Here is a 12,880-nt window from a genome sequence, read left to right on the forward strand (position 1 = left end):
GCGCGTGGCGCGCTCACGATTTTCCGAAAGAACAAGAATGGCCGGAATAGAACATATCAAGGTGGAAGCCGATGAGGCGGGCATGCGGCTCGATCGGTGGTTCAAGGTCCACTATCCGGGCCTCGGCTTCGGTCCTCTGCAGAAGCTGTTGCGCTCGGGCCAGGTCCGTGTCGACGGTGGACGCGTGAAGACCGATGCGCGCGTGCAGCCGGGCCAAACGGTTCGCGTACCGCCGCTCGATGTCGATGCGAAGGTCAAGAGCGGTCCGATCGCCGGGAAGGACTTGAAGCATTCCAGCGACTACGAACTTCTTCAGCGAATGGTGCTGCACGAGGACGACAAGGTGATCGTGCTCAACAAGCCTGCCGGACTTGCCGTGCAGGGCGGTTCCGGCCTGACCCGGCATATCGACCAGATGCTGGATGCCTGGACAAGCCCCAAGGGCGAGAAGCCGCGGCTCGTGCACCGGCTGGACCGCGATACGTCGGGCGTGCTCGTTATCGCCCGCACCCGTGGTGCGGCGCAGAAGTTGACGGCTGCCTTTCGCGAGCGCGACACCAAGAAGACATATTGGTCGCTGGTGAGGGGCGTGCCGCGCAAGCACGAAGACAAAATCTCCACCTGGCTCGTCAAGGAAGCGACCGCCGACGGCGACCGCATGCGCATTGCCAAGCATGGCGAGGAGGGTGCGGATCACGCCGTATCCTACTACCGTGTGATTGAGACTGCTGCGCAGAACCTAGCCTGGCTCGAGATGGAGCCATACACCGGCCGGACCCATCAGCTGCGCGTTCATGCGCTGCATATCGGTCATCCAATCATCGGCGATCCGAAGTACTTCATCGACGATCCCAACTGGGATTTTCCCGGCGGTATCCAGAAGCGGCTGCACCTGCATGCCCGTCATATCGATATTCCGCACCCCTCCGGGGGACGTCTGCGCATCACTGCTCCGCTGCCACCGCATATGGTGCAGACGTGGAACCTTCTCGGCCTTGATCTTGCCGGCGCGGAGAGGGATGACGAATGAAGCTTATTCTCTTCGATTGCGACGGTACGTTGGTCGATAGTGCCGCCCTGATCCATGAGGTGATGGCTAGAACTTTCGTTCAATTCGGTCATCGGCGGCCGGATGTTTCCAGCACCAAATCGATCATCGGCCTGACGCTCGATATCGCGATTGCCCGCATGCAGGGCAAACCGCATGTCGATGACGAGGCGATCGCGATGACGGCGCACTACAAGTCGATCTACATGGACGTCAGGCAAGAGGCAGGCATGGATGTGCCGCTTTTCGCCGGCATAAAACCAATGATCGACACATTGGTCGCACGGGATGACATCCTGATCGGCGCCGTTACCGGAAAGTCGCGCCGCGGGCTCGTCAATGTCCTTGAGACACACGGGTTGACGCCGCATTTCATAGTCTCGCGCACGGCTGACGATTGCCCGTCCAAGCCGCATCCGGCGATGGTGAGGGAATGCTGCGACGAAGCGGGCATGAATGCTGCTGATGCCATTGTCATCGGCGATGCGATCTACGATATGCAGATGGCAAAGGCTGCAGGTGCAAGGGCAATTGGTGTATCCTGGGGTTATGCCAGCGTTGACGACCTGATCGCGGCCGGCGCCGATACCATCGCCCACCATCCGAACGACGTGCTTGATCATTTTTGAGGTGACGCCATGCGCGACCTGCTAAACGACCATTCAGAAGGTCTGAGCCATCCCGACCCGATCCGCCGCGCGCAGATCCAGATGAAGAAGCCGCTGCCGAAGCGCTTTTACAAAAATGTGTCGGTGGCCGAGCGGGACGAAGGCTTCGCGATCGAGCTCGATGGCAAGGTCGTGCGCACGCCCGCCAAACAGGTTCTGGCAGTGCCGGGACGGGCTGTGGCTGACCTCGTTGCCGCCGAGTGGGATGCACAGGCGGAAATCATCGACCCGGCAACCATGCCCGTGACGCGTCTCGTCAATACCGCGCTCGATGGCGTCGCGACCGACACGCAGGCCGTCTTCGAAGACATCCTGCGGTTTTCCTCGAGCGATCTTCTTTGCTATCGCGCCGAGGGACCAGAACTCTTGGTGCAGCGCCAGACCGCGCGGTGGGATCCGGTTCTCGATTGGGTGGCGAATGATCTCGGCGCGCGCTTCATCCTGATCGAAGGCGTGATGCATCATGAGCAGCCGCGCGAAGCGGTCGCAGCCTTCGGCGTCACTTTGCGGAGACACGACAGTGCGCTGGCACTTGCCTCTCTTCACACCATAACGACGCTAACCGGGTCGGCCCTTCTGGCGCTTGCGTTCGCCGAACGTCATCTAACCATGGACGAGGTTTGGTCGCTTGCTCATCTCGACGAGGACTGGACGATCGAGCATTGGGGCAGCGACGAGGAGGCTGAACTGCGCCGTGCCAAACGCTTTGAGGAGTTCAAGGCCGCGGCGGAGGTTTTTTTGGCGCTAAAGGCCTGAAACATATTGCTTTGACAGCCATTATGACGAACTCTGCGACTCCGAGCGGGAGAGGTGCGGATTTCAGTATGAATTGGTTCAGGTCGCTTTTTTGTCAGCTGGCGCTGGTCTCCACCCTGCTGACATCCTGCATGGGCCTGACCTCCGATGAGCCCGCCGCTCCCACCTACGATGTCCGCAGTGCCGTCGTTCTCGGCGGCCCAAATACGCCGCCTGAGCTGCTTTCGGGAATCGGCGACCGGATCAATGCCGCCATCAATGCAACGGTTCGCACCGAGGTCTATCCGCGCGTCGTGCTGACGATTCGCATCGCTTCCCTTCAGAAGGCCACTGGCTTCGACAAGAAGCGGAATATCGCCAAGATTAATATCGATGCGGCTTCCGTCGACGATGGTTCGGTCATCGCCGTCAGTTCGTTGGTGGTGACCAGCACTGCCAACGAACAGGCCATGGCGGACCAGATCCTGGCGGAAGATATCGCCGCGCGCATCCGTTCGGCCTTCAAGCTCAACGCCGGCCGCGGCTGAGAAATCATGCCGCGACCACGCGGCGAAGGGAGATTTCATGAAGGAAGTTCTCGATGAGCTGGAGCGCCGCCGCGAGATCGCCCGGCAGGGCGGCGGCCATACGCGTATCGAAGCGCAGCACAAGCGCGGCAAGCTGACGGCGCGGGAACGGATCGACCTCTTCCTCGATGAAGGTTCCTTTGAGGAGTTCGACATGTTCGTGGAGCATCGCTCGACGGATTTCGGCATGGACAAGTCCCGTATCGCCGGCGACGGCGTCGTCACGGGTTGGGGAACGGTGAACGGTCGGACTGTCTTCGTCTTCGCCAAGGACTTCACGGTGTTCGGCGGCTCGCTTTCGGAGGCGCATGCAGAGAAGATCATGAAGGTGCAGGATATGGCGCTGAAGAATCGCGCGCCGATCGTCGGCATCTACGATGCCGGCGGCGCACGCATCCAGGAAGGGGTTGCTGCGCTCGGCGGCTATGCCGAGGTCTTCCAGCGCAATGTGCTCGCCTCCGGTGTCATTCCGCAGATTTCGGTGATCATGGGTCCATGTGCCGGCGGCGACGTGTATTCGCCTGCGATGACCGATTTCATCTTCATGGTGCGCGACACGTCTTACATGTTCGTCACGGGTCCGGATGTGGTGAAGACCGTCACCAACGAAACGGTGACCTCCGAGGAACTCGGCGGCGCCTTTGTTCACACGACGCGCTCCTCGATCGCCGACGGCGCCTATGACAACGATGTCGATACATTGCTGCAGGTCCGCCGCCTCATCGATTTCCTGCCGCTTTCCAATACCTCGCCGGTGCCGGAGATCGAATGCTACCAGTCGGTGACGGATGGGGATAAATCGCTGGACACACTGATCCCGGCCAATACCAACAAGCCGTATGACATCAAGGAACTGATCCACAAGGTTGCGGACGAAGGCGACTTCTTCGAGATCCAGGCAAGCTTCGCCAAGAACATCGTCTGCGGTTTCGGCCGCATCGAAGGCTCGACGGTCGGCTTTGTGGCGAACCAGCCGATGGTTCTTGCCGGCGTGCTTGACAGCGACGCATCACGCAAGGCTGCGCGTTTCGTGCGCTTCTGCGATTGCTTCAATATTCCGATCGTCACCTTCGTCGATGTTCCGGGCTTTCTGCCGGGCACGGCGCAGGAATATGGCGGGCTTATCAAGCATGGGGCAAAGCTGCTTTTTGCTTATGCAGAGGCGACCGTGCCGAAGCTGACGGTCATCACCCGCAAGGCGTTCGGCGGGGCTTACGACGTGATGGCCTCCAAGCATCTGCGCGGCGATCTCAACTATGCCTGGCCGACGGCGCAGATCGCCGTGATGGGTGCGAAAGGGGCAGTCGAGATCATCTTCCGCAAGGATATCGCCGATCCGGAAAAGATCGCGGCACACACAAAGATGTACGAAGACCGCTTCCTATCACCCTTCGTCGCGGCCGAGCGCGGCTATATCGATGAGGTGATCATGCCGCATTCGACGCGCCGCCGCCTGGCGCGCGGTCTGAAGATGCTGCGCAACAAGGATCTCTCGAACCCCTGGAAGAAGCACGACAATATTCCACTCTGAGGCGCAGGAATGGTGAAAAACAAGCGAAATCAACAGGAAGTGATCGGTTGTCAGCGATCCGTGTATTCATTCCAATCGTTCAGGACATTAACGCTCCACTGTCTTATCTCAAAGGAGAGTCTTAATGTCCGCTTCCGAACGCCTCAGCGCCTATCAACCCTATGCGCTGGCTGCTCTTAGGATCATCACCGCGCTTCTCTTCATCGAGCACGGCACGATGAAGCTGTTTGAATTCCCGATTCCGCAAGGAGAGGGCGGCCCACTTCCGCCGCTCATGCTCGTGGCGGCACTTCTTGAATTCGTCGGCGGCCTGGCCATTCTGGTCGGTTTCCTGACGCGTCCGGTCGCGCTCATCCTGAGCGGCGAGATGGCGGTTGCCTATTTCATGGCGCATGCACCGCTGGGTTTCTACCCGTCCGTCAACCAGGGCGAATCGGCGATCCTATATTGCTTCGTCTTCCTGTTCCTGGTTTTCGCCGGTGCCGGCACATTTTCGGTCGACAAGCGCAACGCCTGAGAAAAATGCCGCGGGTTCGTCCCGCGGCATCCATTGTCATGCAGTGAATTTCAGCCCGGCAATGCCGGCCACGATAAGCGCGATGCAGCCGAGGCGGCTTGCTGTGACGGGGTCGCTGAGCAGCCAGATACCGAGCAGCACTGTTCCGACGGTGCCAATGCCGGTCCAGACCGCATAGGCGGTGCCGATCGGCAGCGATTTGACCGCCAGACCGAGCAGCACGATGCTGATCACCATGGAAATGACTGTCAGAACGGTCGGCATGGGTCGGGTGAAGCCATCGGTATATTTCAGACCGATTGCCCAACCGCATTCGAAAAGACCTGCAAGGAACAGCAGGAACCAGGCCATCTTACTCTCCTTTTTCAAGAGCGAGGCCGTCCCCGCGACTTTCGCGTCCGAGAGGATCGGGCGCCGCAGTCGTCTGCGTTGACCTTCATATGCGCGGTTCGGCGGCCGGTTTCAAGGCCGGAATTGGCATGGCTGCCATGCCAACCGCCTCCTGCGTCGTCATCCTAGCCGCTCGGCGTGCCACTTCAGGTGACCATCCATGAAGGTGGAGATGAAATAGTAAGAGTGGTCGTAGCGCTGATGCAGCCGGAGCGTGAGCTTGATATCCGTGCCCTTGACCGCCTCTTCGAAAAGCCACGGCCTCAGGCCGTTTTCTAGGAAGCCGTCCGCCTCACCCTGATCGATGAGAAATTCCGGGAACCGTGCACCGTCGCTTACCAAGGCAACTGCGTCGTACTTGCGCCAGGCCGCGCGATCCGACCCAAGATATTTTTCAAACGCCGGTGCCGACCAATCGGCAGTCGACGGCTCGACGATCGGCGCGAAGGCCGAGCAGCTCTTGAAGCGGTCCGGGTTCCTCAACGCGATCGTCAGCGCGCCGTGACCGCCCATAGAATGGCCAAAGATGCCCTGGCGGCTCATATCCGCGCGGAACTGCTTGCCGATCAGTGCAGGGAGCTCTTCGGTGATATAAGTATACATCTGGTAATTCTCGGCCCATGGCTCTTCGGTGGCGTCGAGATAGAAGCCAGCACCTTTGCCCATCTGCCAGTTTGTCAACTCATCCGGCACGTCGTTTCCGCGCGGGCTCGTGTCCGGGCAGACGATGATGAGGCCGAGTTCGGCCGCCATGCGGCGGTACTCGCCCTTCTCCATGACATTGGCATGGGTGCAGGTGAGGCCGGAAAGATACCAGAGAACCGGGCAGGGCTCCGTGATGGCCTTCGGCGGCACAAAGACCGCGAAGGTCATCTCGCATTTGCAGGCTTCGGATCCATCCGAGAACACGCCCTGCATGCCGCCGAAGGCAGTCGCCTGGGAAATGATGTTCATTTTTGATCTCCCGTTCCTGGGGTTGCCGCCTTGGCGCGACGGCAGAGCCGGTCGAAGGTTTCGAGGAACCGCGAGCGGTCCTTCGGGCTGAAGGCGGCATTGTAACCCTTGCTTTCGCCGGTCTCCCGGAGGTGCGCGCCGAGATCGCGCATGGCGCTCGCCATGCCGATGTTCGTATCGTCGAAAACGCGCCCGGTAGGACCGCTGACCAAGGCGCCCGTCGCGACGCAACGCACGGCAAGCGGCACGTCTGCGGTTACCACGACGTCGCCTGCGCCGGCATGTTCGGCGATCCAGTTGTCGGCGGCATCAAAGGCGCTAGAGACGATAACGTTGTGGATCGTCGGTTCACGTGAGGGCCGGAGCCCTGAATTGGCAACGAAGGTCACTTCGAGGCCGTGGCGTTCGGCAACCTTCAGGATTTCCGACTTCACGGGGCAGGCGTCGGCATCGACGTAGATCATGACGCAGTTCCTCCTGGCTGCAAAGGTCGGATCATGTCGATGTGAGGAATACCGTCTTCCAGATATTCCTCTGACGTCGCCGCAAATCCGAAGGACTCATAGAAGCGGCGAAGGTGGCCTTGAGCGGAAAGCGCGATCGGATTGGCCGGGAGCAGCCGCTCACAGGCAAGGACAGCTTCCTTCACTAGCGCTTCGCCGAGTCGTTTGCCCCGATGAGACGGCGAAACGACGACGCGGCCGATCTGTGTCGCATCCTCCGGACGATGTGGTTTCAGGATGCGCGCTGATGCCAGCAACTGTGCACCGTCCATCAATCTTAAGTGCAGCGCTTCAGCATCCTTGCCATCCAGCTCAGGGTAAGGGCAATTCTGCTCGACGACGAAAACGTCGACGCGCATCTTCAGGAGGTCGTAAAGCTCGTGCGCGGAAAGCTCGTTCATGCCGCGCACGTCGACTCTATAGTTCGCCGCGGGTATCAATATAGCACAACACTCCTGATGCTTTCGCCGGAATGCATGAGCTCAAAGCCCTTGTTGATGTCTTCGAGCGGCATTGTATGGGTGATCATCGGATCGATCTGGATTTTGCCTTCCATGTACCAGTCGACGATCTTCGGCACGTCGGTGCGGCCGCGCGCACCGCCGAAGGCGGTGCCCATCCAGCTGCGGCCGGTAACCAGCTGGAAGGGACGCGTCGAAATCTCCTGGCCGGCGCCGGCAACCCCGATGACCACCGACTTGCCCCAGCCGCGATGGCTGGCTTCCAGCGCCTGGCGCATCACCTTGGTGTTGCCGGTGCAGTCGAAGGTGTAGTCGGCGCCGCCGATCTGGTCGGCGCCGCGCTTTGTCATGTTGATGAGATAGGGCACGATATCGTCGCCGACCTCCTTCGGATTGACGAAATGCGTCATGCCGAAGCGCTCGCCCCATTCCTTCTTGCCGTTGTTCAAATCGACGCCGATGATCATGTCGGCACCGGCGAGCTTCAGCCCCTGGATGACGTTGAGGCCGATGCCGCCGAGACCGAAGACGATGGCCGTTGCACCGATCTCCACCTTGGCGGTGTTGATGACGGCGCCGATGCCGGTGGTCACGCCGCAGCCGATGTAGCAGATCTTGTCAAAGGGGGCGTTAGGATTGACCTTGGCGAGCGCGATCTCCGGCAGCACCGTGTAATTGGCAAAGGTCGAGCAGCCCATGTAGTGATGGATCTTGTCCTTGCCGATCGAAAAGCGCGAGGTGCCGTCCGGCATCAGGCCCTGGCCCTGGGTGGAACGGATCGCGGTGCAGAGATTGGTCTTGCGCGACAGGCAGGACGGGCATTCACGGCATTCCGGTGTATAGAGCGGGATGACGTGGTCACCCTTCTTGACCGAAGTGACGCCCGGGCCGACATCGACGACGATGCCGGCGCCCTCGTGGCCGAGGATTGCCGGAAAGAGACCTTCCGGATCGGCGCCCGACAGGGTGAAATCATCGGTATGGCAGATGCCCGTCGCCTTGACCTCGACCAGCACCTCGCCGGCCTTCGGCCCTTCAAGCTGCACGGTCATAATTTCCAGTGGTTTTCCAGCCTGAACGGCTACGGCGGCGCGAACGTCCATCGTCTGATCTCCTCGTGATTTTCCGGACGAACCTTGGCATGCCGGGCGCGAGCGGCTCAAGCGAAAAAGGCAAGGCGGCGATAACATTATTGCAAAATCAGCTGCTTGCGGCAGCAAGTTTGCTCAAAGCGTCAAAAGAGCTTTTCCGCGGAAAGGACAACGGCATAACCATGTATGGCGATCGCGGCGTAAAGCCCGAAGGCGACGAGCATGCGTTCGCCGGCCCTCATCTCCTCAAGCTTGTGGCGCGGCTTGAGGGAGCCCGCGCCGATCATGCTGAGCAGGATGAAGACCGCGAGGGCAGCCGCCAGGACACCGCTGGAAACGCCGATCTCCCAGCCGATACCTAGAACACAGGCCGTTGCGGCAAAGCTCGCTCCGATCAGCGAGCGGCGCGTCCTGAAGATTTGCCGCAGGACCTGACCACCGTCGAACCTTTGCATCGGCAGAAGATTGAGCAGGTTGAAGGCGCCGAGGATAAGCAGGAAGATCAATAGCGGACCGCGGAATTGCTCCGGCAGCAGGCCATGTGCCGCAAGGTTATCCCCGGCAATCAGGATCGGGACGAAAAAGGCCGAGATGCCAGGCCCCATCAGCGCACAGGTGGCAACCTCGAAATGGCTTCTGTACGGTCTGCCGCCAATTGCAATACCGCCGAGGAACGGCACGAAAATCATGCGTACGGATTCGTGCCCGAACGTCCGGTAGGCGGCAAGATGTCCGAGTTCGTGCAGGGCGATGACGAGCGTGAGAAAGGTCGAGATCATCAGGCCCCCGACCGTCAGACCAAAGAACGGCCAAAGCAGCAGCGTCGATAGAAGCGCCAGGCAGCATTGAACGGCAGGATGTTCGAAATGGCCCTGAGGGACGGACTCTCCGGTCGCCAGCCACCCCTCCAGGGCACGCAGCTCGCGGCGCAGGACGAAGTACCGGAAGAGAAGGAACGCGAGGCCGCGATAACGATCCGTCTGCGAAATTTCGATCTCGGCGCCGTCCGGCGCACGGCGGACGATTCTGCTTTCGCTGAAGTCCTGCCAGAACGTCGCATCGAGCGTACTGTCGTCAGTTACCCGCGCGCGAAAGCCGCGGCCGCCGGCGGTGGGCAACGGCTCCAAAGCGAGCAAGCGGCGCAAAGGCTCGCCGTTGCGGTCCAGATGGCTGTAAAACTGTTCGACGATACCCTTACGGTTTCCAAGCGGCTTGCTGCTGATAACGGAATGGTGCCAGTCGGCGTCGCTGCCGGCGGGATTGATCGCTTTCCACAGCTCTTCCGGCGAACGCCGGAATGCGCGCTTCAAACGAATGGTGCGCAGGCCGAGCGGTATGCGTATGAGCAGCCAGAGAAGGCCAAGATTGATGAAAAGCAGCAGGGCGGCAGATTGTAGTGCCGTCATTCGTTACTCCGGCCCCAGCCACAGGACGAGAACGCTACATCTTAAACTGCAAGACCTTAACAAAAGCGAAGCCGCATTCACCGCGGCGCGGATGGGCTTGTGCCAATCCGGATCAGGCGAATTCCAGGATAACGGCATCGACGGCGAGACTCTCGCCGGGTTTCGCATTGATCTTGCCGACGACCAGATCGCGTTCGGCGCGCAGCACGTTTTCCATCTTCATGGCTTCGACCACGGCAAGTGTCTCGCCGGCCTTTACTTCCTGCCCTTCCGCGACGGCGATCGAGATCACCAGTCCCGGCATGGGGCAAAGCAGCAGCTTCGATGTATCCGGTGGCAGCTTGACGGGCATCAGGCGGTCGAGTTCGGCGTGGCGCGGCGTGAAAACGCCTGCGCGGACGGCGAGACCCTGCCAGTCGATCAGCATGCCATTGAGAACGGGCCGCACCTGTGCCGTCACAGCCTGCCCGCTGACTGCCCCGTTCCAGACCGGATCGCCGGGTCTCCAATCGGTGATAACATGCAGCGTTTCTCCCACTGCTTCCATCTCCATGTCGAACGGGATGGTCACGAGTCCGTCGATCAGCCTTACCGGCACGTAGCTTCCGCCGATCTTCACAACCCATTCCTGGCGGAGATCGCCGTCCGACGCGCGCAGACGGTCGACATGGCGTTCGCGCCGGTTTGCTTCGATCAACGATGCCGAGAGAGCCACGGCAGCCAGCATCGTTTCCTCCCGCTGATCCGGCACCATCGGCGCAAAGCCGTCCGGATATTCCTCGGCAATGAAGCCCGTCGAAAGCCGGCCTTCGCGCCAGCGCGGATGCGTCATCAATGCCGCAAGAAACGGCAGATTATGCGCAATGCCGTCGACCACGAAGCCGTCGAGCGCCTGGCCCATGGCGTCGATCGCCGCCGGACGGTCTGGCGCCCAGGTGCAAAGCTTTGCGATCATCGGGTCGTAATACATCGAGATTTCCGCGCCCTCGAAGACGCCGGTATCGTTGCGGACAATCGTGTTTCCGTGCCTGCCTTCCGCCGGTGGACGGTAACGTGTCAGGCGGCCGATCGAGGGCAGGAAGTTGCGATAGGGATCTTCGGCGTAGAGCCGGCTTTCGATCGCCCAGCCATTCAGCTTTATGTCCTTCTGGCTGAAGGGAAGCGTTTCATCCGCAGCGACGCGGATCATCTGCTCCACAAGATCGATCCCGGTCACCAGTTCCGTCACCGGATGCTCGACCTGCAGCCGCGTATTCATCTCGAGAAAATAGAAATTTCGGTCGCGATCGACGATGAATTCCACCGTGCCTGCGCTTTGGTAGTCGACGGCCTTAGCCAGCGCGACAGACTGCTTGCCCATCGCCTGCCTGGTCTTTTCGTCGAGGAAGGGCGAGGGCGCCTCTTCGACGACCTTCTGGTTCCGCCGCTGGATCGAGCATTCCCGCTCGCCGAGATAGACGGCATTGCCGTGCGCATCGGCCAGCACCTGGATTTCGATATGACGCGGGTCGACGATGTATTTCTCGATGAAGACGCGATCATCGCCGAAGGAACTCCGCGCCTCCGAGCGGGCGCGGTCGAAGCCGTCGCACACCCCCGCCTCGTTCCAGGCGACGCGCATGCCCTTGCCACCGCCGCCGGCCGAAGCCTTGATCATCACCGGATAGCCGATCTCACCGGCGATCTTTTCGGCATGCGCGGCATCTTCTATGACGCCGAGATAGCCCGGCACCGTCGAGACCTTGGCGGCATTGGCAAACTTCTTCGATTCGATCTTGTCGCCCATCGCCCTGATGGCCTTCGGTTTCGGCCCGATGAAGACGATGCCTTCCCTTTCTAGCGCCTCGCAGAAGGAGGCTCGTTCCGAGAGGAAGCCGTAGCCGGGATGGACGGCTTCGGCACCGGTCTCCTTACAGGCGGCGATGATCTTTTCGGCGACGAGATAACTCTCGGCCGCCGCGGCCGGACCGATATGCACGGCCTCATCGGCCATCTCGACGTGGAGGGCATCCCTGTCTGCGTCCGAATAGACCGCGACCGTTGCAATACCCATGCGGCGCGCAGTCTTGATCACGCGGCAAGCGATCTCGCCGCGGTTCGCGATCAGGATTTTCTTGAACATGCAGACTCCACCCGAAAAATGCGTCCAGAAGTTCTACGCAGAAACGTCGAGACGCACAATCGTGCGAAAGTTGACGGTGAGGAGGGGACCTGTCCTAACGGAAGTCACGCGACCGCTTGTTCGTCGTCCACGATCCGCAGCCAGCGGCTGGTGCGCGGTTCGACATATTCGCGGAGTTCGAGAGCCTGCAGGATGTCGCTCCAGCGGGGATGATTGGCGGCAGGCAGCGTTGCCGCTTCGATCCGGTGCAGAACGTTGTAGGTAAGCAGTGAAACCGGAAGCACACCGCCCTCACAGATGTTCCTCAGCACACGCATGACGAAATCGACGTCCTGACGGGTGACGCCCTTGCGATCCACTGCGCGCGACACCTTGTAGCCGCCGACATCGTCGGTGATCGCGACCCGCAGCTGATCGAGCGCAAAGGCGCGCAGATCGTCCGGCACATGGGCGGAAATCTCCATGATATGTAGCACGAGCTCCAGTTCGAGCGCCGAATTGACGACACCGCCAGTCGCGAACATGCGCATGATCCATGCGACATTGATTTCGTCCAGCGAGCCTTGCGGATAACTGTAGTTGACGATGAAACCGGCGAGTTGCTCCACGAAGAAGGAGTTCCATTCCGGGCATTTTTCAGGGCAGGAATTGTTCAGCGCGAGGATGACAACGACGTCGTCCGCCGTCCGGACGCCGTCCGGAAAGCTGTGCCTGCGCAAGAGGCCGATATCGTCGGCGGCCAACCGATGCTTCCCGGCGATCACGCATGCCGGAAAAGCCAATCGGAATTCGCTCATCTTTTATCTCCAGGCTTCATCATGAAGCCGGAAACAGCTCTAGCGCAGCGGAATTGATGAACCATCAACA

Annotated in this window: 14 protein-coding genes; 6 read left to right on the forward strand and 8 right to left on the reverse strand. The window is 60.5% G+C overall.

Annotated elements, in window-relative coordinates:
* The first annotated feature begins 37 nt into the window (after positions 1 to 37).
* From N2599_RS08020 to N2599_RS08045, 6 genes are all read left to right on the forward strand, one after another.
* Positions 38 to 1,030 (forward strand): RluA family pseudouridine synthase, encoded by a 993-nt coding sequence (locus tag N2599_RS08020; protein ID WP_027512458.1) that lies wholly within the window; start codon positions 38 to 40, stop codon positions 1,028 to 1,030.
* On the forward strand, positions 1,027 to 1,677 hold the full coding sequence (locus N2599_RS08025; RefSeq protein ID WP_027512459.1) for an HAD-IA family hydrolase: 651 nt from the start codon (positions 1,027 to 1,029) through the stop codon (positions 1,675 to 1,677). The genes N2599_RS08020 and N2599_RS08025 overlap by 4 nt, the downstream gene beginning before the upstream one ends.
* A gap of 9 nt (positions 1,678 to 1,686) precedes the next feature.
* On the forward strand, positions 1,687 to 2,472 hold the full coding sequence (locus tag N2599_RS08030) for an ATP12 family chaperone protein (protein ID WP_027512460.1): 786 nt from the start codon (positions 1,687 to 1,689) through the stop codon (positions 2,470 to 2,472).
* A gap of 68 nt (positions 2,473 to 2,540) precedes the next feature.
* The gene (locus tag N2599_RS08035) at positions 2,541 to 2,999 is read left to right on the forward strand and encodes a hypothetical protein (RefSeq protein WP_027512461.1); all 459 of its coding nucleotides are present in this window, start codon (positions 2,541 to 2,543) and stop codon (positions 2,997 to 2,999) included.
* Between the two features lie 37 nt (positions 3,000 to 3,036).
* Complete coding sequence (locus N2599_RS08040; RefSeq protein WP_027512462.1) at positions 3,037 to 4,569, forward strand: acyl-CoA carboxylase subunit beta; 1,533 nt, start codon at positions 3,037 to 3,039, stop codon at positions 4,567 to 4,569.
* Between the two features lie 124 nt (positions 4,570 to 4,693).
* Positions 4,694 to 5,086, forward strand: coding sequence for a DoxX family protein (locus N2599_RS08045; protein WP_027512463.1), 393 nt, complete (start codon positions 4,694 to 4,696; stop codon positions 5,084 to 5,086).
* Positions 5,087 to 5,122: 36 nt separating this feature from the next.
* Here the strand turns inward: N2599_RS08045 and N2599_RS08050 are convergent, their stop codons facing one another.
* The 8 genes from N2599_RS08050 to N2599_RS08085 all read right to left on the reverse strand — a co-directional run bounded on the left by N2599_RS08050 (position 5,123) and on the right by N2599_RS08085 (position 12,810).
* Positions 5,123 to 5,437, reverse strand: coding sequence for a DMT family transporter (locus N2599_RS08050; protein ID WP_027512464.1), 315 nt, complete (start codon positions 5,435 to 5,437; stop codon positions 5,123 to 5,125).
* Between the two features lie 159 nt (positions 5,438 to 5,596).
* Positions 5,597 to 6,430: an S-formylglutathione hydrolase gene (gene fghA / locus N2599_RS08055; RefSeq protein WP_027512465.1), complete on the reverse strand. Its 834-nt coding sequence runs from the start codon at positions 6,428 to 6,430 to the stop codon at positions 5,597 to 5,599.
* On the reverse strand, positions 6,427 to 6,894 hold the full coding sequence (locus N2599_RS08060; RefSeq protein WP_027512466.1) for a YaiI/YqxD family protein: 468 nt from the start codon (positions 6,892 to 6,894) through the stop codon (positions 6,427 to 6,429). The genes fghA and N2599_RS08060 overlap by 4 nt, the downstream gene beginning before the upstream one ends.
* The gene (locus N2599_RS08065) at positions 6,891 to 7,334 is read right to left on the reverse strand and encodes a GNAT family N-acetyltransferase (protein WP_084606590.1); all 444 of its coding nucleotides are present in this window, start codon (positions 7,332 to 7,334) and stop codon (positions 6,891 to 6,893) included. The genes N2599_RS08060 and N2599_RS08065 overlap by 4 nt, the downstream gene beginning before the upstream one ends.
* Before the next feature lie 35 nt (positions 7,335 to 7,369).
* Complete coding sequence (locus N2599_RS08070; RefSeq protein ID WP_260308180.1) at positions 7,370 to 8,497, reverse strand: S-(hydroxymethyl)glutathione dehydrogenase/class III alcohol dehydrogenase; 1,128 nt, start codon at positions 8,495 to 8,497, stop codon at positions 7,370 to 7,372.
* Between the two features lie 131 nt (positions 8,498 to 8,628).
* A complete protein-coding gene (locus N2599_RS08075; RefSeq protein ID WP_027513192.1) occupies positions 8,629 to 9,891 on the reverse strand; it encodes a zinc metalloprotease in 1,263 nt (420 codons plus the stop codon).
* A gap of 112 nt (positions 9,892 to 10,003) precedes the next feature.
* Complete coding sequence (locus tag N2599_RS08080) at positions 10,004 to 12,013, reverse strand: acetyl-CoA carboxylase biotin carboxylase subunit (protein WP_027513191.1); 2,010 nt, start codon at positions 12,011 to 12,013, stop codon at positions 10,004 to 10,006.
* Positions 12,014 to 12,117: 104 nt separating this feature from the next.
* Complete coding sequence (locus N2599_RS08085; protein WP_027513190.1) at positions 12,118 to 12,810, reverse strand: hypothetical protein; 693 nt, start codon at positions 12,808 to 12,810, stop codon at positions 12,118 to 12,120.
* Positions 12,811 to 12,880: the final 70 nt, after the last annotated feature.

The organism is Rhizobium sullae (assembly GCF_025200715.1).
GTDB lineage: Bacteria > Pseudomonadota > Alphaproteobacteria > Rhizobiales > Rhizobiaceae > Rhizobium > Rhizobium sullae.